General features: G+C 70.6%; 20 protein-coding genes and 1 pseudogene. 8 read left to right on the top strand and 13 right to left on the bottom strand.

Going from position 1 to position 18,989, the window contains the following annotated elements; translation table 11 throughout:
- Positions 1 to 26: 26 nt before the first annotated feature.
- The gene (locus RM590_RS29530; protein ID WP_311707813.1) at positions 27 to 728 is read right to left on the bottom strand and encodes a demethylmenaquinone methyltransferase; all 702 of its coding nucleotides are present in this window, start codon (positions 726 to 728) and stop codon (positions 27 to 29) included.
- 95 nt (positions 729 to 823) lie between these two features.
- On the opposite strand from RM590_RS29530, the gene RM590_RS29525 reads away from it, so the two are divergent.
- Positions 824 to 1,189, top strand: a complete 366-nt coding sequence (locus tag RM590_RS29525; protein ID WP_311707812.1) for a hypothetical protein — start codon at positions 824 to 826, stop codon at positions 1,187 to 1,189.
- 16 nt (positions 1,190 to 1,205) lie between these two features.
- Here the strand turns inward: RM590_RS29525 and RM590_RS29520 are convergent, their stop codons facing one another.
- Positions 1,206 to 1,379, bottom strand: a complete 174-nt coding sequence (locus RM590_RS29520) for a hypothetical protein (protein ID WP_311707811.1) — start codon at positions 1,377 to 1,379, stop codon at positions 1,206 to 1,208.
- A 183-nt stretch (positions 1,380 to 1,562) separates the two neighbouring features.
- On the opposite strand from RM590_RS29520, the gene RM590_RS29515 reads away from it, so the two are divergent.
- The 6 genes from RM590_RS29515 (at position 1,563) to RM590_RS29490 (ending at position 7,395) form a co-directional block, all read left to right on the top strand.
- Positions 1,563 to 2,471: a carbohydrate ABC transporter permease gene (locus tag RM590_RS29515; protein ID WP_311707897.1), complete on the top strand. Its 909-nt coding sequence runs from the start codon at positions 1,563 to 1,565 to the stop codon at positions 2,469 to 2,471.
- Between the two features lie 12 nt (positions 2,472 to 2,483).
- The gene (locus RM590_RS29510) at positions 2,484 to 3,434 is read left to right on the top strand and encodes a carbohydrate ABC transporter permease (RefSeq protein WP_311707810.1); all 951 of its coding nucleotides are present in this window, start codon (positions 2,484 to 2,486) and stop codon (positions 3,432 to 3,434) included.
- A gap of 14 nt (positions 3,435 to 3,448) precedes the next feature.
- Positions 3,449 to 4,804, top strand: coding sequence for an ABC transporter substrate-binding protein (locus tag RM590_RS29505; protein ID WP_311707809.1), 1,356 nt, complete (start codon positions 3,449 to 3,451; stop codon positions 4,802 to 4,804).
- Between the two features lie 179 nt (positions 4,805 to 4,983).
- Entirely contained in the window at positions 4,984 to 6,516 is a 1,533-nt protein-coding gene (locus RM590_RS29500) for a WXG100 family type VII secretion target (RefSeq protein ID WP_311707808.1), read from the top strand.
- A gap of 19 nt (positions 6,517 to 6,535) precedes the next feature.
- Positions 6,536 to 6,958 carry a DUF4279 domain-containing protein gene (locus tag RM590_RS29495; RefSeq protein WP_311707807.1) on the top strand — a complete coding sequence of 141 codons (423 nt, stop codon included), beginning with the start codon at positions 6,536 to 6,538 and terminating at the stop codon, positions 6,956 to 6,958.
- Positions 6,959 to 6,978: 20 nt separating this feature from the next.
- Positions 6,979 to 7,395 (top strand): hypothetical protein, encoded by a 417-nt coding sequence (locus RM590_RS29490; RefSeq protein ID WP_311707806.1) that lies wholly within the window; start codon positions 6,979 to 6,981, stop codon positions 7,393 to 7,395.
- Here RM590_RS29490 and mqnC read toward each other — a convergent pair.
- The 3 genes and pseudogenes from mqnC to RM590_RS29475 all read right to left on the bottom strand — a co-directional run bounded on the left by mqnC (position 7,382) and on the right by RM590_RS29475 (position 10,640).
- Positions 7,382 to 8,575, bottom strand: coding sequence for a cyclic dehypoxanthinyl futalosine synthase (gene mqnC / locus RM590_RS29485; RefSeq protein WP_311707805.1), 1,194 nt, complete (start codon positions 8,573 to 8,575; stop codon positions 7,382 to 7,384). The two genes, RM590_RS29490 and mqnC, sit on opposite strands and share 14 nt — an antisense overlap.
- A gap of 622 nt (positions 8,576 to 9,197) precedes the next feature.
- Positions 9,198 to 9,783 (bottom strand): annotated as a pseudogene (locus RM590_RS29480) (serine/threonine-protein kinase); the annotation flags it as partial.
- Complete coding sequence (locus RM590_RS29475) at positions 9,783 to 10,640, bottom strand: menaquinone biosynthetic enzyme MqnA/MqnD family protein (RefSeq protein ID WP_311707804.1); 858 nt, start codon at positions 10,638 to 10,640, stop codon at positions 9,783 to 9,785. The gene RM590_RS29475 and the pseudogene RM590_RS29480, both read right to left, overlap by 1 nt.
- Positions 10,641 to 10,873: 233 nt before the next feature.
- On the opposite strand from RM590_RS29475, the gene RM590_RS29470 reads away from it, so the two are divergent.
- Complete coding sequence (locus tag RM590_RS29470; RefSeq protein ID WP_311707803.1) at positions 10,874 to 11,080, top strand: cold-shock protein; 207 nt, start codon at positions 10,874 to 10,876, stop codon at positions 11,078 to 11,080.
- A gap of 88 nt (positions 11,081 to 11,168) precedes the next feature.
- On the opposite strand, the gene RM590_RS29465 is transcribed toward RM590_RS29470, so the two are convergent.
- From RM590_RS29465 to RM590_RS29430, 8 genes are all read right to left on the bottom strand, one after another.
- Positions 11,169 to 13,100, bottom strand: a complete 1,932-nt coding sequence (locus RM590_RS29465) for an AMP-dependent synthetase/ligase (protein ID WP_311707802.1) — start codon at positions 13,098 to 13,100, stop codon at positions 11,169 to 11,171.
- A 169-nt stretch (positions 13,101 to 13,269) separates the two neighbouring features.
- Positions 13,270 to 13,692, bottom strand: a complete 423-nt coding sequence (locus tag RM590_RS29460; protein WP_311707801.1) for an ATP-binding protein — start codon at positions 13,690 to 13,692, stop codon at positions 13,270 to 13,272.
- Positions 13,693 to 13,830: 138 nt separating this feature from the next.
- The gene (locus RM590_RS29455; RefSeq protein WP_394814001.1) at positions 13,831 to 15,183 is read right to left on the bottom strand and encodes a dicarboxylate/amino acid:cation symporter; all 1,353 of its coding nucleotides are present in this window, start codon (positions 15,181 to 15,183) and stop codon (positions 13,831 to 13,833) included.
- Positions 15,184 to 15,538: 355 nt separating this feature from the next.
- Positions 15,539 to 15,832 carry a DUF4229 domain-containing protein gene (locus tag RM590_RS29450; RefSeq protein ID WP_311707800.1) on the bottom strand — a complete coding sequence of 98 codons (294 nt, stop codon included), beginning with the start codon at positions 15,830 to 15,832 and terminating at the stop codon, positions 15,539 to 15,541.
- An 84-nt stretch (positions 15,833 to 15,916) separates the two neighbouring features.
- Complete coding sequence (locus RM590_RS29445; protein WP_311707799.1) at positions 15,917 to 16,492, bottom strand: GNAT family N-acetyltransferase; 576 nt, start codon at positions 16,490 to 16,492, stop codon at positions 15,917 to 15,919.
- A 14-nt stretch (positions 16,493 to 16,506) separates the two neighbouring features.
- Complete coding sequence (gene mqnE / locus RM590_RS29440) at positions 16,507 to 17,673, bottom strand: aminofutalosine synthase MqnE (RefSeq protein WP_311707798.1); 1,167 nt, start codon at positions 17,671 to 17,673, stop codon at positions 16,507 to 16,509.
- Between the two features lie 47 nt (positions 17,674 to 17,720).
- On the bottom strand, positions 17,721 to 18,182 hold the full coding sequence (locus tag RM590_RS29435) for an Lrp/AsnC family transcriptional regulator (protein ID WP_311707797.1): 462 nt from the start codon (positions 18,180 to 18,182) through the stop codon (positions 17,721 to 17,723).
- A gap of 69 nt (positions 18,183 to 18,251) precedes the next feature.
- Positions 18,252 to 18,929: a UbiX family flavin prenyltransferase gene (locus tag RM590_RS29430; protein WP_311707796.1), complete on the bottom strand. Its 678-nt coding sequence runs from the start codon at positions 18,927 to 18,929 to the stop codon at positions 18,252 to 18,254.
- Positions 18,930 to 18,989: the final 60 nt, after the last annotated feature.

Here is an 18,989-nt window from a genome sequence, read left to right as displayed (position 1 = left end):
AGAAAGGTCTGGGGGTGGGAGGAAGTCTATTCTTCGCGGGGTTTGACGCCCCGGTGCAGGGCCACGATGCCGCCGGACAGGTTCCGCCAGGCGACGCGGTGCCAGCCGGCCGCCGTCAGCCGGCCGGCGAGCCCGCGCTGATCGGGCCAGGCGCGGATGGACTCGGCGAGGTAGACGTAGGCGTCCGGGCTGCTGGAGACGCGGGTGGCGACGGGCGGCAGAGCGCGCATCAGGTACTCGGTGTAGAGCGTGCGGAACGGCCGCCACGTCGGATGGCTGAACTCGCAGACCACCAGCCGCCCGCCGGGCGCGGTCACGCGCAGCAGCTCGGTCAGCGCGGCCTGGGTGTCCTGCACGTTCCGCAGGCCGAAGGAGATGGTGACGGCGTCGAACGCCCCGTCCCGGAACGGCAGTCGGGTGGCGTCGCCGGCCACGAACGGCAGCCACGCGTTGCGCCGCTTGCCCTCCGTCAGCATCCCGACGCTGAAGTCGCAGGGCACGGTGAACGCGCCCGCCGCGGCGAACGGCTCGGCCGAGGTGCCGGTCCCGGCCGCCAGGTCCAGCACGCGCTCCCCCGGCCGGGGCCGCACCGCCCGGACCACCTCCCGGCGCCAGCGGCGGTTCTGCCCGAGGGCCAGCACGTCGTTGGTGAGGTCGTAGCGCGCCGCCACGGCGTCGAACATCGCGGCGACTTCATGAGGCTGCTTGTCCAGGGAGGCACGAGTCACGCGCCCATTCTCGCCGATGCCCCTCTTACGCCGTTCGGGGGACTTGCCGGACCGCGGGATGAACGGCCCGCGCGCGAACAACTACGGTGCGTGTCATGACTCAGCTTCACCGTGCACTGGGCATCGCCGGACTGTCCACGGGCGCCGTCCTCGCCGCCGCGGGCGGCGCGTCGGCGGAGATCCTGCCCCGGGACCTGGGGGCGGCGGGCCTGCCGCTGGTGCCCACCGTCGTGGACTCGACGATGGCGGCCGTCAATCCCGTGCTCGACCTCCAGTTGGACCCGCTGGCCAACACCTCCACGGACCCCCTGAGCAACGCTGCGGGCACCCAGGTGGCCGACTTCCAGCCCATCAGCACGGCAGCCGTCACGGGCCCGCTGACCTCGGGCGCGTCCCTCCGCACGCTCCCCGGGGAGGTCGTCGGCGGACTGCTGGGCGGCCTGCCGGTGCGGCTGCCCTGAGCCCAGCGGCGGCGGGTCACTCCTCGCGCTCGGCCTCCCGGAGCTTGATTTCCTCCTCGTAGGTGTTCACCTCGCGGAGGGTCGCCGCGTTGAAGATCTCCGTGACCAGGGCGCGCGCCGCGTCCTCGTCGAGGCCGCCGCCGGCCGCCTCGACGAGCTTCCCGGTCCAGGTATCGATGAAGTCCTCCATATCGCCATTTGACCCCGCGACGCGGTCGGCCGCCACCGGTGACCCCGGTGGCCGGGCGCGTCGCGGCGTCATCTTGACAGGGCTCCGCGTCTTGACAGGGCCCGGCCGAGTGGCAGCATTCCCGCTCACCGTCAACGGATTCCGGTGCGGCATGAGCACAAGGAGGTGCGTGCCGTGGCTGCCCTGGCCAAAGACATCCCCCACCGCAACGACGCGCCGAGCTGGCGCAGCCGGGAGACGCGCGTCGCGCTCGTCTTCCTGGCCCCCGCCCTGCTCGGCTTCCTGACCTTCTTCGCCTGGCCCACCCTGCGCGGCCTGTATCTCAGCCTCACCGACTACGACCTGCTCAGCGCGCCCGAGTTCAGCGGCCTGGACAACTACCGCAGGCTGCTGGAGGACGACGTCTTCTGGAACTCCCTGTGGGTCACCCTCGAGTACGTCGTGATCAACATCGGCGTCCAGACCGTCGTCGCGCTCGGCATCGCCGTCCTCCTCCACCGCCTCACCCGCTCGACGCTGATCCGCGGCGTCGTCCTGCTGCCGTACCTCATATCCAACGTCGTGGTGGCGCTGGTCTGGTACTGGATGTCCGACTACAGCCTCGGCGTCATCAACCAGATGCTCGGCTGGGCGGGCGTCGACGCCATCGGGTTCTTCGGCGACCCGGACTGGGCCATCCCCACCATCGCGGGGATCAACGTGTGGCGCCACATGGGCTACACGGCGCTACTGATCTTCGCCGGGCTCCAGACGATCAACCGCGACGTGTACGAGGCGGCGGCCGTGGACGGCGCGGGCGAGCTGCGCGTCTTCTTCCGGATCACCCTGCCGCTGCTGCGGCCGGTCCTCGCGCTGGTCCTCGTCCTGACGGTCATCGGCTCCTGGCAGGTCTTCGACACCGTCGCGGTGACGACCCAGGGCGGGCCCGTCGACTCCACCCGCGTGATCCAGTACTACATCTTCGACCAGGCGTTCACCCGCTTCGACTTCGGCTACGCCTCGGCGATCTCGGTCGTCCTGTTCCTCATCCTCGCCGGCGTCGCGTTCGCGCAGCTCAAGCTGTTGCGGGCCGGCGAGTCCGACCAGTCCTGAAGGGGGCGTGTCATGACCGCGGTCGTCCAGCCGGCCACCGCCGACCCGGCGGGTTCGAACCCGCCGCCGCGACGCCGACGCCCGCGCCGCCCGTTCAGCCCCGGACGGGTCCTGGCCTGGGCCGTTCTCATCCTCTTCCTCGTCATCACCGTCGCGCCGTTCCTGTGGATGCTGCGCACCGCCCTGTCCAACAACCGCGTGCTGTTCACCGACCCCGACTCGCCGCTCCCGGTGGACGTAACGCTCGGGCCGCTGGAGCGGGTGCTCGGCACCGCGAGCGCCGAGGAGGCACGGGCGGAGGGCGGTTCGGGGGCGTCGCTGCGTTTCTGGACCTATCTGCGCAACTCGCTGATCATCTCCACCGCGATCACCGCCGGCCAGGTCTTCTTCAGCGCGCTGGCCGCCTACGCCTTCGCCCGGCTGCGCTGGCCCGGCCGGGACAAGGTGTTCTTCGTCTTCCTCACCGCGCTGATGGTCCCGCCGGTGTTCACCATGCTGCCCAACTTCACGCTGATCAAGAACCTGGGCCTGCTCAACACCTATCCCGGCATCGTGGCGCCGTTCTTCTTCATGACGCCCTTCGCGGTGTTCTTCCTGCGCCAGTTCTTCCTCGGCATCAGCCGGGAGATCGAGGAGGCCGCGCTGATCGACGGCGCCGGCTACTTCCGGATCTTCTTCCGGATCATCCTGCCGATGACGTCCGCGCCGATGGTCACGCTCGGCATCCTGACGTTCATCAACGCCTGGAACGAGTACTTCTGGCCGCAGCTCGTCGGCCAGGACGAGAGCGTGCGCCCGCTGACCGTGGCGCTGGCCGCGTTCCGCACGGCCACACCGGGGACCGGGCCCGACTGGGCGGGCCTGATGGCCGCGAGCCTGGTGGCCGCCGTGCCGACCATGCTGCTCTTCCTCGCCTTCGGCCGGAAGATCGTCAACTCCATCCAGTTCACCGGCGTGAAGTAGGGGGTGCGCACGCGATGACCACCACCGGCGGAAAGGGCGCCCGGGCGTGGACGGCGGGCGCTGCCGCCGCCGCCCTCACCCTGTCGGCCTGCGGCGGCGGGGCCACGGGCGACGGCGGCGGTGAGACCGTCACCTACTGGCTCTGGGACGCCAACCAGCAGCCCGCGTACCAGGAGTGCGCCGACGACTTCGAGGCCGCGCACCCGGACATCGACATCGAGATCGAGCAGCGCGGCTGGGACAACTACTGGACCGCCCTCGCCCTCGGCTTCGTCTCCGAGTCCGCGCCCGACGTCTTCACCGACCATCTGTCCCACTACCCCGAGTACGTCACGCGCGATCTGCTGCTCCCGCTCGACGAGTTCGTGGAACGCGACGACGTGCCGCTCGACATCTACGAGGAGGGCCTGGCCGACCTGTGGATCGGCGAGGACGGCCGGCGCTACGGCCTGCCCAAGGACTGGGACACCGTGGCCCACTTCTACAACGCGGACATGACCGAGGAGGCGGGCATCACCGAGGAGGAGCTGTCCAGCCTCACCTGGAACCCGGAGGACGGCGGCACCTACGAGGACGTGATAGCCCGGCTGACCGTGGACGCGAGCGGCGTGCGCGGCGACGAGCCCGGCTTCGACAAGAACAACGTGCGCACCTACGGCCTGTGGCTGGAGATGGGCCCCAGCTACAACCACGGCCAGGCCCAGTGGTCGATGTACGCCGCGGCCAACGGCTGGGAGGCCACCGACCGGAACCCCTGGGGCAGCGAGTTCAACTACGACGACCCGGCGTTCCAGGACACCATCGCCTGGTGGCACAGCCTCATCGACAAGGGCTACATGCCGAGCCTGGCCGCCCAGGAGGGCCTGCTCTCCCCCGACCAGCTCGCCGCCGGCAACGCCGCCATGATCATGAACGGTAGCTGGATGACCAGCACGATCTTCGCCTACGAGGACCTGAACGCGGGGCTGGCCCCCACCCCCATCGGCCCCACCGGCGAGCGCGCCAGCATGTTCAACGGCCTGGCCGACTCCATCTGGGCGGGCACGGACAGCCCCGAGGCGTCCTGGGAGTGGGTGAAGTACCTGGCCTCCCCGGCCTGCCAGCGCGTCGTCGGCGAACACCACGTCGTCTTCCCCGCCATCACCGAAGCATGGGAGATCGCGAGACAGCGGTTCGCCAAGGACGGCATCGACGTCACACCGTTCACCGACCACGTCGAGAACGGCACCACGTTCCTCTTCCCCATCACCGACCACGCGGGCGACATCGGCTCGTTGATGGTCCCCGCCCTGGAGTCGGTGATGTCGGGCCAGGCGCCCGTCGACTCCCTCACGGAGGTGAACGAGGAGGTCAACTCTCTGTTTCGCTGAGCTGGTTCTACTGGCCTGAAGCGGGGGTGGGCGCCGCCTTGTGCGTATCCGCTACGACTTTGTGACGAACTTGCCATGGGCACATGCCCGCCGCACATGGCTTACTCGGGGGAACGTCATAGCCGTCCGCACAGGGGGTGTTGGTGATGGCGCGTCCTTCCGACTGGAGTCCCGTTGACATGGACTCCGACCCGGCCCCCGGCAATCCGGAAGAAGTCCGGGAACTGGCCGAGGACCTCCAGGAGTTCGCCGACGATGTCGGCGAGGCGCTGGGCAAGATCCGGGGCATGGCCTCCGACCGCGCCATCGCGGACTGGTCGGGGCTGTCGGCGGACGCGTTCCGTACGGAGTTCGACGGAGTCCCGGAGAACCTGACCAAGCTCCGGAACTCCTACGACATGGCCGCCGAGGCGCTGGCGCGTTACTGGCCGAGGCTGGAGAACGCGCAGGGCATGGCGGACCGCGCGCTGGAGAGCGCGATCGCCGCCCAGGACGATCTGCGCGCCGCGCAAACGGAGCTGGGCGACGCCCAGGACTGGGTCTCACGGGCCGGGGACGAAGCCGAACGCCTCCAGGACGGGGGCAACGCCCCCGAACCGCCCGACGAACAGGCCGTCCGCGACGCGATGCGCGACCACCAGGCCGCCGAAGCGGCGGCAGGAGCCGCCCAGTCCCGCGTGGACGCGGCCGAGCAGCGCCTCGCCGCCGCCCGCGAACTGGCAGGCCAGGCGCGGGAGCTGCGCGAGGAGGCCGCCCGCGAGTGCGCCCGGGACATCGAGGCGGCCTCCGACGCCGGTATCCAGAACCGCAGTTGGTGGGAGGAGGGCGTCCACTGGGTGTCGGAGAACTGGGACACCATCGTCGACGTCTGCAAGGTGATCGTCGCGGTCCTCGGCATCGTGGTGATGATCATCGGCGGTCCGCTGGCCTGGATCGTCCTCGCAGCCGCCCTCGTCGTCCTCGCCGACACCCTCATGAAATACGCCAGAGGCGAGGCCACTCTGTGGGACGTGGCCTTCGCCGCACTGGACTGCATCCCGGGGTTCAAGGGCCTCACCACCGCCGGCGGCTTGCTGGCCATGGCCCGCAACGCCCCCGACCTGCTGCGCGGCATGACCCGCGGCCTGGGCGACCTGGCCGGTGGCGCCCGGAGCCTGGTGACGAACGGCTTCACCACGCTCCGCCGCGGCTTCGACGGCAGCATGCTGGACGCGTCCACGGCGGCCCGCGGCTTCGGCGACAGCAGGCCGATGACCGAGGGGGTGCGCGAGGCGCTGACCGAGCTCCGGCCGAGCCAGATCACCCGCAACTGGACGTCGGACGACGGCCACTACTACGCGACGCGGGTGTTCGAGGGCGGCCGCGCGGACGGCCAGACGGTGTTCGCCGGGCATGGCCGACTGGAGCGCGGCGCCGGGGAGTTCGTGGTTCCGGAGGGCACCACCATCTCGTTCTACGCCGAGCACGGCGAGTCCCTGCACGGCTTGGACGGGCTGGCGGTGGAGGGCGGGGTTTTCCCGGCCGACGCGGTCCAGGTCTTCCGCGGCGGCGACGTCATTCCCGACTACACGCTCTCCGCCCCCGCGGCCACCCGGGGCGGCATGAGCGTATTCGAGAATTCGGTTACGGTGGCCAACCGCACGCGCCTGAGTGAACTCCTCTCGGAGAACATGGGCGATGTGCACTGGGCGGCCTGCCGCGACGTGGACTGACCGGAGATAGGATTCCACGGTGACTACTGCGAGTTACGAAATGACGGAACGGTCCTGGGTGGACACCGATGCCACGCTCGTCGTGCGCAAGGACGACCTGGATCCCGAGGCCGTCTCCACCCGGCTCGCCCTCGCCCCGACCGCCACCCGGCTGCCCGGGCCGGATCGCTGGAATCCGGCCGGGGACCCGGCCGGGCTGTGGCTGCTGCGCTGTGCGGACCGGGCGCTCGGTCTGCCGGAGCAGCTCGACCGGGTCGTGGACGCTGTGTTCGACCGGGCGGAGGTGCTGCGCGAGCTGGCGGCCGAGGGATATGACGTGACTCTTTCCGTATTCGGTCGGGTGGGCCCGGGCGCGATGCTGGAACTGCCCCCGGAAACGGCCCTGCGTATCGCGTCGCTCGGCATTCCGCTGGAGCTCCGCGTCAGCAACAACGAGCGTTGACGAGCGCGAGAGGAAACGTCATGGCGGAGAACTGGGAATCGCTGACCGCGGCCCTGCTGATCACGAAAAGCGAGCTGAATTCCGCGGCCCTCACCGAACGGCTCGGCGTCGGCCCCGACTTCTTCGACGAGGCCGGCTGCTGGGGACTGCGTGCCGCCGCTGCCGACGTGCCGAGCGTGCTGGATGCCCTGCTGCCCCGGGTGGAGCCGCTGATCGCCGAGTTGGCGGCCCTGCGCGAGGAGGGTCACCGGGTGCGGATCGGCATCTCCGGCGGCATCGACCGGGTCCGCCGGCTGACCGTGCCGGCCGAGTCGTTGGCCCGGGTGGCCCGTCTCGGGCTGCCCCTGGCGTTCATCCCGGAGTCCGCCGCCGGGAACGAGACCGAGGAGTTCCTCGACTCGCTCCTGGCGGCGAACGACGAGGTCAGCTCTGAATGACCTGGAGCTCGGGGTGCGCGGTGCCGCCCGCGATCGCCGTGGAGGACAGGTGGGACACCACCCGGTCGTCCATCGGGTCGTTCGCCAGGTCGTCGTGCACCACCAAGTGCTCATACGTCGTGGAGCGCTGCGCGGGGACGCGGCCGGCCGCGCGGATCAGGTGGAGCAGCTCCAGCCGGTTCGACCGGTGCCTGGCGCCCGCCGAGGAGACCACGTTCTCCTCCAGCATCACCGAGCCGAGGTCGTCCGCGCCGTAGTGCAGGGAGAGCTGCCCGACCTCCTTGCCGGTGGTCAGCCAGGACCCCTGGATGTGCGCCACGTTGTCCAGGAACAGCCGCGCGACGGCGATCAGCCGCAGGTACTCGAAGAGGGTGGCCTGGGTACGGCCCTTCAGGTGGTTGTTCTCCGGCTGGTAGGTGTACGGGATGAACGCCCGGAAGCCGCCGGTGCGGTCCTGCACGTCGCGGATCATCCGCAGGTGCTCGATCCGCTCCGCGTTGGTCTCCCCGGTGCCCATCAGCATCGTCGAGGTGGACTCCACGCCCAGCCGGTGCGCGGTCTCCATGATCTCCAGCCAGCGCTCGCCCGACTCCTTCAGCGGCGCGATGGCCTGCCGGGGGCGCGCGGGCAGCAGCTCCGCCCCGGCGCCGGCGAACGAGTCCAGCCCGGCGGCGGAGATGCGGCGGATCGCCTCCTCGGCGGTCACCCCGGAGATCCGCGCCATGTGCTCCACCTCGGAGGCGCCGAGGGAGTGGATCACAAGCTGCGGGAACTCCTTCTTGATCGCCGCGAAGTGCCGCTCGTAGTACTCCACCCCGTAGTCCGGGTGGTGGCCGCCCTGGAACATGATCTGGGTGCCGCCGAGCTCCACCGTCTCCGCGCAGCGCCGCAGGATGTCGTCCAGGTCGCGCGTCCACACCGCGTCGCTCTTGGGCGCCGCGTAGAACGCGCAGAACTTGCAGGCCGTCACGCAGGCGTTGGTGTAGTTGATGTTGCGCTCGATGATGTACGTGGCGATGTGCTCGACGCCCGCGTACCGCTGCCGCCGGGCCGCGTCGGCCGCCCGGCCGAGCGCGTGCAGGGGCGCGGAACGGTAGAGCTCCAGCGCCTCCTCGGGGCTGATCCGCCCACCCCCGGCGGCCCGATCGAGCACGGTCTGGAGTTCGGCGCTCTGCCTCATGGGTGCGATCCCTTCGTTCCGACGGAGCCGGACCAGCGTACGCCACCCCTTGTCACGGCGACTCTCACCGTCCGCAGAGAGCGTTCGCCACCAGAACGCCGAAGAGATCACTCCTCGGTTTGCCCATCAGATGGCCAGGAAAAGTTGACTGCGGCCAACCACAACCGCAACACATACGTTGCTTCACTCGCACAACTTGTAACAGGAGGAAAGATGGGGAGTTGGCATCGAACGGCTACCGCCCTGACATCGGCCACTCTCATCGGCATGTTCAGCCTTGCGGGGAGCGGAACCGCATCAGCCACACCTGCCGACGATTCCAGCGAAACGGGAGCACAGGCATGTCGGGTCCGCGCGGTGACATGAACGGCATATGTGCGCATAGCGCCTGCACCAGACGTTCAAATCCTTGACACCTACTACAAAGGCTACCCAATAGTCTGCGGAGCGGACGTACTGGGTAAACCGTACACCGCATGCGGCGAAACGTCCTCGATCTGGGTGCGATTCGCACTAAACAGCGAGCTGGTCGGATACATACCTGAAGCGTGTTTTCAGCTGACCCTTAAGTTACGAGTCATGGTCTGCCGCCACCTACAGCGGCTTCTGTGGGGTGTTCGTTCACCTGCTGTGCGGGCCGATGTCCTGGCCACATGACCTGCTCGGGCGACATGCAGCCGGGCGAGCCGACCGCGACCCCGGTGACCGTCAACTGGGCCGTGGCGTCGCTGGCCCGGGCTATGCCGAAGTCGATGAGCCGGGGGCCCTCCAGGGCGAGCAGGACGTTGGACGGCTTCACATCGCGGTGCACCAGGCCGCGTTCGTGCACGGCGGCCAGCGCCTCGGCCAGGCCCGCCGAGCGCGGTGACCGTGCGCGGGGGCAGCGCCCCGTGCGCCCGGACGGCGGCGTCCAGGTCCGGGCCGGCGACATAGCCGGTGGCCACCCAGGGCACCTCGGCCGCCGGGTCGGCGTCCAGCACCGGCGCGGTCCAGGCGCCGCCCACCCGCCGGGCGGCGGCCACCTCGCGGGCGAACCGGGCCCGGAAGCGCTCATCGGCGGCGATGTGCCGGTGCACGACCTTGACCGCCACCGTGCGCCCCCCGGCGCTGCGCGCGAGGTGGACCTGCCCCATGCCGCCCCGGCCGAGCCGGCGCAGCACGCGGTACGCGCCGACCCACGGCGGGTCCTCGTCCGTGAGCGGCTCCATCAGCGGCTCCCGGCCGGGGGCGGCAGCAGCTCGACGCGGGCCGCCTCGCCGGCGCGGCCGATGCGGGCGGCGAACTCGGTGATCCCCTCCAACTGCCGCTCGCCCAGCCGGAAGTCGAGGGTGGTGAAGTACCGCTCCAGTGCCTCGGCGTCGAAGTCCTCCCAGCGGGCGGCCTGTTCGGCGACCTTGCCGACCTCGACGAGCGACAGGTCGCGGGACTCCAGGAACGCCCGGTGCACCCCGTTCACCATGTCCGGCTCCTCGCGCAGGTAGTCGCGGCGGACGCCCCAGACGGCGAACACGAACGGCAGCCCGGTCCACTCGTGCCACATCCGGCCCAGGTCGTGGACCTCCAGGCCGAGCCGGGGCGCGTCGTGCAGGGAGGCGCGCAGCGCGGCGTCCCCGATGAGCACGGCGGCGTCCGCCTCCTGCATCATCACCCCAAGGTCGGGCGGGCAGGTGTAGTAGTCGGGGGTGACGCCGTACCGCTCGGCGAGCAGCAGCCGGGCCAGCCGCACCGAGGTGCGGGAGGTGGACCCGAGGGCCACCCGGGCGCCGTCGAGCCGGTCCAGCGGCAACTGCGAGACGATCACACAGGACATGACCGGGCCGTCGCAGCCCACCGCGATGTTGGACAGGGCGCTGAGCCGGTCGGAGTGGCGGAGGAAGTCCACCAGGGAGACCGGGCCGATGTCGAGATCGCCGTTCACCAGCAGTTCGCCCAGCTTTTCCGGGGTGTCCTTGGTGAGTTCCAGATCCAGCAGATTGCCGCTCCGGGCCAGCCCCCAGTAGAGCGGGAGGCAGTTGAGAAACTGGATGTGGCCGACACGGGGGCGAAACCTGTGGTGTGTAGTCACCCTTGGGAGGGTACGCCTCTGGGCATGCGAGCCAGCGGCCAGGACAGCATCCCCCTCGTGGGTGATCTCTCCCCTTCCGGCCGTGCACACCGCGTGCTAGGCTCACAGCGAGTTGCAGTTTGGTTTCCCTTGCAGTACGAGCCTGCGGAGCATGTGACCGCGGGCTTTCGTCGTTTTCAGGCTTCATGCAGGTTCTGGAGCAGGGCGACCCTTTTTAGGCCCAGGGAGGGCTTATGGCTACCGGAACCGTCAAGTGGTTCAACGCCGAGAAGGGCTTTGGCTTCATTGCCCAGGATGGCGGCGGCCCCGATGTCTTCGTTCACTACTCCGCGATCAACGCCAACGGCTTCCGTTCTCTTGAGGAGAGCCAGGCCGTGACGTTCGACGTCACCCAGGGCCCGAAGGGTCCCCAGGCGGAGAACGTCACCGTCGTCGCCTGAGGCACCAGCCACCAGGATCGTCGGTATCGATCACTGAGCGCCGAAGCCCCCGCCCGCAAGGGTGGGGGCTTCGGCCGTGAATGACCCCTCACTCCTGCTCGTAGAGCTCGTCCACCACCGCGGCAAGGTCCCGCAGCACGGCGGCCCGGCGCAGCTTCATCGAGGGGGTGAGGTGCCCGGCGTCCTCGGTGAAGTCCCGGGGCAGCACGCGGAACGCGCGGATCGATTCGGCCGTGGAGACCAGGCTGTTGGCCTCGTCGAGGGCGCGCTGGAGGTGGCGCAGCAGTTCGGGGTCGGCGATGAGTTCGGCGACGGGCACGTGCCGGCGGTCGGTGACCTGCTGCCAGTGGGCCAGGCCGTCGGGGTCGAGGGTGAGGAGGGCGGCGAGGTAGGGGCGGTTGTCGCCGACGACGAGGCACTGGCTGATCAACGGGTGGGCGCGCAGGGCGTCCTCCAGCGGGCCGGGCGCGACGTTCTTGCCGCCGGAGGTGATGATCAGGTCCTTCTTGCGGCCCGTGATGGTGAGATAGCCGTCCTCGTCCAGGGAGCCGAGGTCGCCGGTGGCGAGCCAGCCGTCGGGGTCGGTGGCGGGCGTCACCTCGCCGCGCCCGGAGTCCCAGTAGCCGCCGAAGACGGTGGGGCCGCGCAGCAGGATCTCGCCGTCGGCGGCGATGCGCACCTCCGTGCCGGGCAGCGGCCAGCCGACGGTGCCGATGCGGGGGGCGTTGGGCGCGGTGACCGTGGCGGCGGCGGTCGTCTCGGTGAGTCCGTAGCCCTCGTAGATGGAGACGCCCGCGCCCTCGAAGAACGTGCCCAGCCGCCGGCCCAGCGGCGAGCCGCCGCACACGATGTGCTGGAGCTTGCCGCCCAGCGCGGCCCGGATCCGCCGGTAGACCAGCGGGTCGTAGAGCGTGCGGGCGGCGCGCAGCCCGAGGCCCGGTCCGGTGGCGGTGCCGTGCTGGCGGGCCTCGGCCGCGGCGCCGTACTTGCGGGCGACGCGGGCCGCGCGGTCGAACGAGCCGGCCCGGCCCATCTTCTCGGCGGTGGCGCGGCCGGTGTTGAACACCTTCTCCAGCAGATACGGAATGGCGAACAGGAACGTCGGGCGGAAGCCGGCGAGGTCGCCCAGCAGATCGTCGGTCTGGATGCTGGGCGCGTGGCCGAGGCGGACCCGGGCGCGGACGCAGCCGAGGGCGACGACGCGGCCCAGGACATGGGCGAGGGGCAGGAACAGCAGGGAGGAGGCCGGCTCGTCGGTGAGGGACCGGAAGACGGGGTAGAGCAGTTCGATGGCGTTGTCGACCTCGGCGAAGAGGTTCCCATGGGTGATGACGCAGCCCTTGGGCTCGCCGGTGGTGCCCGAGGTGTAGATCATGGTGGCGGCCCGCCAGGGCGCCAGCAGCGCGCGGCGCTCGGTGACGGCCGCGTCGGGGATCTCGTGTCCGGCGGCGGATATCTGGCCGATGGCGCTGCTCTCGCTGCCGGACATGGCGGTGAGCTGCCACAGGTGCTCCAGCTCGGGCAGGTCGGGCCGCAGCGCGGAGAGGGTGCGGGCCTCCTGCACGCCCTCCACCGCGCAGGCCCGCACGCCCGCGTCGCGCAGGATCCAGCCGACCTGGTGGGGCGAGGAGGTGGGGTAGACGGGCACGGTGATCAGGCCGGCGGCCCAGGCGGCGAAGTCCAGCAGCGTCCACTCGTAGCGGGTGCGGGACATGATGGCCAGCCGGTCGCCGGGGCGCAGCCCGTGCGCGATGAGCCCCTTGGCCACGGTCAGCACCTCGGCGGCGAACTCGGCGCAGGTGATGTCGCGCCAGGTGCCGTCCGGGTTCCGCCGGCTGATGGCGACCGCGTCGGGCGCTTCATAGGCGTTGACGAAGGGGACATCGGCGAGGCTGCCCTGCTCCACGACGGGCGCGAGGGCGGGCACCGAGGCGCCGACGACGACGCCTTTCTCGCGGGTGAGTTCAGGGCGGACCGGCCGCGGCGGTGGCGCCGTGGCCCTGACGTTGGTGCGTGACATTGCTGAGCGGTCCTCCCGGTGCGGCCCTGAGCTGGGGGATTCCTGGATTCTGCCCAGTTCCAACCATCCCGACCGGGAGTTTCACGGGACCGCCACGCGGCATGGATCCGTCGGACGGCGTGCGCCCGCGTTCACACGACGACCACAATGCGGTGGCCCGCAAGAGGGCCTACGGTCTGTCGAAGTCGAAGCGGCACAGGACGCTCTTGCCGCGCGGCTCGCGGGGTGCCCACCAGGTGGCGTCCGTCAGGGCCCGCACGATGAACAGCCCCCGGCCGCTGTCCGACAGCGGCAACTGCGCGGCGGGCAGCGTCGGGGGCGTGGGGTCCTCGTCCGACACCTCGACGATGAGCCAGCTCGGCGAGCACCGTAACGACAGCACCACCGTCCGCTCGCCGCGCACGCCCTTGGCGTGCTGGACCGTGTTGCCGACCAGCTCGGACACGCACAGCTCGACGTCGTCGGCGAGGCGGGAGAGCTCCCACTCCTGTAACGCCAGGCGCGCCGTCCGCCGGGCGGCGGACGGCGTGCCGGGATGATCGGCGAGCAGTGAGACGGAACGAACGCGGGTGGCCGCGGGCTCGACTCTCATGTCCGGCGATGTCATCGACAAACCCCTCCCCCTGCTGAGAAATCCAGTCAAGTGCCACGAGGGCCACTTTGGAAACGTTCACAGGGGGGTTCACGCGGACACAAAGGGGGTTCACGGGGCGCACGGGGGGTGGTGAGGTTATGCCGCGGCCTTCACCTCGGGCTTCGAAACGGGGTCACTGTCCAGGTCATCGATGTCGAAGCCGCGTGCGCTGTCGTACGCCCCCCGGTCGAGGATTTTCTCCCGGGACGCGACGATCACGGGCACGACCGCCTGCCCGGCCACGTTCGTCGCGGTGCGCATCATGTCCAGAATCGGGTCGATGGCCAGCAGCAGACCGACGCCCTCCAGGGGCAGGCCCAGGGTGGAGAGGGTCAGCGTGGTCATCACCGTCGCGCCGGTCAGCCCGGCGGTGGCCGCGGAGCCTATCACCGAGACGAAGACGATCAGCACGTAGTCCTGGATGTTCAGGTCGACGCCGAAGATCTCCGCCACGAAGATCGCGGCCAGCGCGGGGTAGATCGCGGCGCAGCCGTCCATCTTGGTGGTCGCGCCGAACGGCACCGCGAACGAGCCGTACTCCTTGGGCACGCCCAGCCGCTCGGTGACCTTCTGGGTGACCGGCAGCGTGCCGACCGAGGAGCGGGAGACGAACGCGAGCTGGATCGCGGGCCAGGCGCCGCGGAAGAACTGCAGCGGGTTGACCCCGGCGGCGAACCGCAGCAGCAGCGGGTAGACGCCGAACAGCACCAGCGCGCAGCCGACGTAGACGTCGACGGTGAAGGTGGCGTAGTCGCCCAGCAGGTCCCAGCCGTACTCGTTGATGGACCGGCCGATGAGGCCGAGCGTGCCCAGCGGCGCGAGCCGGATGACCCACCACAGCGCCTTCTGGAGCAGCGCGAGCACGGTCTCGCCGAGGGTGATCAGCGGCTCGGCGCGCTCGCCGAGGCGGAGGGCGGCGACGCCGGTGACGGCGGCGAGAAAGACGATCTGGAGGACTTCCAGGTTGGTGAACGGCGTCACCACGTCGGTGGGGATGATCCCGGTGAGGAAGTCCAGCCAGGACCCCTCGCTCTCCGGGTCGGGGGCCGCGCCGTCGGCCGGGGTGAGGCCGGTGCCGCCGCCGGGGTTGGTGATCAGCCCGATGGTCAGGCCGATCGCGACGGCGATCAGCGAGGTCGCCAGGAACCACAGCAGGGTGCGGCCGGCGAGCCGGGCGGCGTTGGAGACGTTGCGCAGGTTGGTGATGGAGATCGCGATCGCGAAGAAGACGAGCGGGCCGACCGCCAGCCGCAGCAACTGGACGAAGTTCCCGCCGATCTCCTCCAGCGTTCTGCCGAGCCAGTCGACGTTCCAGTTTCTGGCTGTCCAGCCGAGCAGCACGCCCAGCACGAGGCCGAGCAGGATCTGCGCCCAGAAGGGCGGCAGGTACGCGGTGAGGCGCCGCCGGTCGACGGCCCCGGCGTCCGGGGTGGGGGACGAGGTGGACACAGGCACACTCCGGTCAGGGGTGAAAAAGGGGCAAAAAGCGAGGAATCGATATGGGGAGGCGCGCGGCGGCAGGGCGGCGCCGGAACTGTCGAGGAGTGGGGAAGGTCAGCGACAGGCCGCGGTAAGACAGCGGCAGAGATCGATGTGCAGGCGCGCGACGAGCGGAACGCTCGTGACAGTGGGGCGCGCGGCTGCGGTGTGCATGTCGAGCACGGTAGCACCCCTGGGTTGACACGTCATGGGCCGGAACGGACTCCGTCGCGGCACAACGCTCCCCGGGGCAACGGGATTCCCGGCGGCAACGGCGACGGCCGGGTGTGAGGCGACTCACGCCGCCGCGGCCGGGCGGGGCCGGTCAGGCGGTGTCGTCCTCCATGCGGCGGTTGGCCTCCAGCCGGCCCTTGGCCCGGTCGACACCGGCGACGATCTCGCGGGACATGGCCTCGCGCTGCCCGCGCAGCACGATCAGGCTGATGGGCGCGGAGACGACGATGGCCAGCAGGATCAGCCACAGCGGGTTCGCCGTGCCGAAGGACTCCGGGATGACGCCGACGTACGCCAGCACCGAGACGACGGCGAAGCAGGCGGCGAACACCCCGAGCCGCATCCCGGTGTAGCGGAGCGTCGCACGAGTGGGACGGCTGCTCACGGTCGGTCCTCCTTCACAAACCCCTTCCCAGTGAAGCACAGCGCCCCACGCGGGCCGTGGGCGGGCGGCGGGCGGCGGGCCGGCTCAGCCGAGCGGCAGCCACAGGGTGACGTCGTCGCGGTAGTCGTTCTCGCCGGCGAGTATCGCGCCGGGCACGCGGCCCACCTCGCGGTAGCCGCACGCCGCGTAGAAGCGCTCAAGTCCCATGCCGCCGCGGCACGTCAGCCGGATGCCGGTGGTGGCCGGGGCGATCGAGCGGGCAGCGGTCGCCGCGGCGGCCATCAGCTCCCGGCCGGTGCCTCCGCCCTGCCGCGAGGGGTGCACCATCACGGTCTTCAGCCACAGCCAGTGCCGCATCAGCCGGTGGGTGTTGAGGGAGAAGAACGCGGTGGCCACCGCCCGGCCCCGCTCGTCGGTCCCGATCAGCAGCCGGGTCGTGCCCTCGGCCATCCCGATCAGGTGCTTGCGCAGCTCGGGCTGGGTGTCCTCGGCCGTGACCGGCGGCAGGAAACCCACCGCGCCACCGGCGTTGACCACGTCCGCCCACAGCTCGGCCAGCTCCTCCCGCAGCGCGGGGGTGATGGCCGGGTCGAGGACGTAGGCCAGCCGCTGGCCGCCCCCGGGCGCGGCGGTGCTCCGCTCACTGAGCTGTTCCGTCATGGACCGGCCCCCGCTCACACCCGCATCGGCTGCGGCGACTCGCGCCGGCCGGGGTCGGGACCGTCGTACTCGCGCACCACCTCGTAGCGGGTGTTGCGCTCGACCGGGCGGAAGCCGGCGTCGCGGATCAGCTCCAGCAGGTCGTCGCGGGTCAGCTTGTCGGGGGTGCCGAAGTTGTCCGCGTCGTGGGTGATCTTGTACTCCACGACCGAGCCGTCCATGTCGTCCGCGCCGTGCTGGAGGGCGAGTTGCGCGGTCTGGAGGCCGTGCATCACCCAGAAGACCTTGACGTGCGGCACGTTGTCGAAGAGGAGCCGGGACACGGCGAACGTGCGCAGCGCCTCGGCGCCCGTGGCCATGGTGGTCCGGGCCTGAAGGCGGTTGCGGACCTTGCCGTCCTTCATGTCCACGAAGTCGTGCTGGTAGCGCAGCGGGATGAAGACCTGGAACCCGCCGGTCTCGTCCTGGAGTTCACGCAGGCGCAGCACGTGGTCCACCCGGTGCCGGGGCTCCTCGATGTGCCCGTACAGCATCGTGCAGGGGGTCTTGAGGCCCTTGGAGTGCGCCAGGCGGTGGATGCGCGACCAGTCCTCCCAGTGGGTCCTGTGGTCGACGATGTGCTGCCTGACCTCCCAGTCGAAGATCTCCGCGCCACCGCCGGTGAGCGATTCCAGGCCGGCGTCGATCAACTCGTCGAGGATCTCGGAGGCCGACAGCCCGGAAATGGTCTCGAAGTGGTGAATCTCCGTCGCGGTGAAGGCCTTGAGCGACACCGACTCCGGCAGCGCCTCCTTCAGCGCGCGCAGCGACCGCGGGTAGTAGCGCCAGGGCAGCGTGGGGTGCAGGCCGTTGACGATGTGCAGCTCGGTGAGCTGGTCGCCCTCCATCGCCTTGGCCAGCCGCACGGCCTCCTCGATGCGCATCGTGTACGCGTCCTTCTCGCCCGGCTTGCGCTGGAACGAGCAGTACGCGCAGGAGGCCGTACAGACGTTGGTCATGTTCAGGTGGCGGTTGACGTTGAAGTGGACGACGTCGCCGTTCTTCCGCGTCCGCACCTCGTGGGCGAGGCCGCCCAGCCAGGCCAGGTCGTCGGACTCGTAGAGCGCGATCCCGTCCTCGCGGGACAGCCGCTCACCGGCGTGGACCTTCTCCTCCAGCTCCCGCTTGAGTCCCGCGTCCATCCGTCGCGCCTCCTCGTCTCGCCCCGTCTCGCCGCTCGGCGTCGAGCCTACGCCTGCGTGCCGTCGGGCAGCTCGCCGACCCGGTTCTCCCACTTGGTGGACAGCACGATCGTCGTCCTGGTCCGGGAGACGCCCTTGGTGCCCGACAGCCGCCGGATCGTGCGCTCCAGGCCGTCCACGTCGCTCGCCCGCACCTTCAGCATGTACGAGTCGTCCCCGGCGATGAACCAGCAGTCCTCGATCTCCGGCAGCTCCCGCAGCCGCGCCGCGACCTCCTCGTGGTCCACCGCGTCGGAGAGCTGGATGCCGATCAGCGCCGTGACGCCGAGCCCCAGCGAACGGGCGTCCACCGTCGCCCGGTAGCCGGTGATGACCCCGGCCGCCTCCAGCCGGTTGATGCGGTCGGTGACGCTGGGGCCCGAGAGGCCGACGAGGCGGCCCAACTCGGCGTACGACGCCCGGCCGTTCTCGCGCAGCGCCTGAATGAGCTGCCTGTCCACCGCGTCCATCGTCGCCGCGCCTTCCTCGTCCCCATGGTCGATTGCACAGATGAATCTAAGGCATTCGCGTCCATCGACCTAAGAGTGACGGGCTGAACGGCCGAACGAGCGATCCGCGCCGCCCAGTTCGCCCGCCCACCGGCGGTACAGCCCGTGCGCCACCCCGACCGCGTCCAGCGCGCGGCCCGCGACGAAGTCGACGAGATCCTGAATGTGCGTGGCACCCGCGTAGAACGCGGGCGCGGCGGGCAGCACCACGGCGCCCGCCGCGTCCAGCGCGACCAGGTGGCGCAGCGTCTGCCCGTTGAGCGGCGTCTCGCGGACGGCGACGACCAGCGGGCGGCGCTCCTTGAGGGTCACGCTCGCGGCCCGTTGCAGCAAATCCTTCGACAGGCCCAGCGCCACCCCGGCCACGGCCGCCGTCGAGGCGGGCACGATCAGCATGCCCTTCGCCGGGTAGGAGCCGGAGGACGGCCCGGCGGCGAGATCGCCGGCGGCCCAGTACCGCACCGCTGAGATGTCCGGGGCGAACGCGTCCGGCTTGCCGTCCGCGCCGCGCGCCAGCCAGGCGCGCAGGTCGTCGGCCCAGTGCGCGTCGCGGAGCGCGACCCCCGTCTCGTCCAGCAGCGTCAGCCGGGCGGCGCGGCTCACGATCAGGTCGACCGCCTCTCCGGCGGCCAGCAGCGCCCGTACCACGGCCGCCGCGTACGGCGTCCCGGAAGCCCCCGACACCCCGACGATCCACGGCTGACGCATGTCCCGAGGCTAACAAGCCGCTTACCGGACGGTGACACCTCGGCCACAGACGGCGCCCCG

The organism is Streptomyces litchfieldiae, from assembly GCF_031845365.1.
GTDB classification, from domain to species: domain Bacteria; phylum Actinomycetota; class Actinomycetes; order Streptomycetales; family Streptomycetaceae; genus Streptomyces; species Streptomyces litchfieldiae.
The sequence above is the reverse complement of the archived record's forward strand: the minus strand, read 5'-3'. Positions and strand labels throughout refer to the sequence as shown.

Bases quoted from the DNA above. Each gene is read 5' to 3' on its own strand.
- RM590_RS29505 (WP_311707809.1), top strand. From the start codon at position 3,449: ATGACCACCACCGGCGGAAAGGGCGCCCGGGCGTGGACGGCGGGCGCT.
- RM590_RS29525 (WP_311707812.1), top strand. From the start codon at position 824: ATGACTCAGCTTCACCGTGCACTGGGCATCGCCGGACTGTCCACGGGC.
- RM590_RS29520 (WP_311707811.1), bottom strand. From the start codon at position 1,379: ATGGAGGACTTCATCGATACCTGGACCGGGAAGCTCGTCGAGGCGGCC.
- RM590_RS29500 (WP_311707808.1), top strand. From the start codon at position 4,984: ATGGACTCCGACCCGGCCCCCGGCAATCCGGAAGAAGTCCGGGAACTG.
- mqnC (WP_311707805.1), bottom strand. From the start codon at position 8,575: ATGAGGCAGAGCGCCGAACTCCAGACCGTGCTCGATCGGGCCGCCGGG.
- RM590_RS29430 (WP_311707796.1), bottom strand. From the start codon at position 18,929: ATGCGTCAGCCGTGGATCGTCGGGGTGTCGGGGGCTTCCGGGACGCCG.
- mqnE (WP_311707798.1), bottom strand. From the start codon at position 17,673: ATGGACGCGGGACTCAAGCGGGAGCTGGAGGAGAAGGTCCACGCCGGT.
- RM590_RS29435 (WP_311707797.1), bottom strand. From the start codon at position 18,182: ATGGACGCGGTGGACAGGCAGCTCATTCAGGCGCTGCGCGAGAACGGC.
- RM590_RS29445 (WP_311707799.1), bottom strand. From the start codon at position 16,492: ATGACGGAACAGCTCAGTGAGCGGAGCACCGCCGCGCCCGGGGGCGGC.
- RM590_RS29470 (WP_311707803.1), top strand. From the start codon at position 10,874: ATGGCTACCGGAACCGTCAAGTGGTTCAACGCCGAGAAGGGCTTTGGC.
- RM590_RS29510 (WP_311707810.1), top strand. From the start codon at position 2,484: ATGACCGCGGTCGTCCAGCCGGCCACCGCCGACCCGGCGGGTTCGAAC.
- RM590_RS29490 (WP_311707806.1), top strand. From the start codon at position 6,979: ATGGCGGAGAACTGGGAATCGCTGACCGCGGCCCTGCTGATCACGAAA.
- RM590_RS29465 (WP_311707802.1), bottom strand. From the start codon at position 13,100: ATGTCACGCACCAACGTCAGGGCCACGGCGCCACCGCCGCGGCCGGTC.
- RM590_RS29460 (WP_311707801.1), bottom strand. From the start codon at position 13,692: ATGAGAGTCGAGCCCGCGGCCACCCGCGTTCGTTCCGTCTCACTGCTC.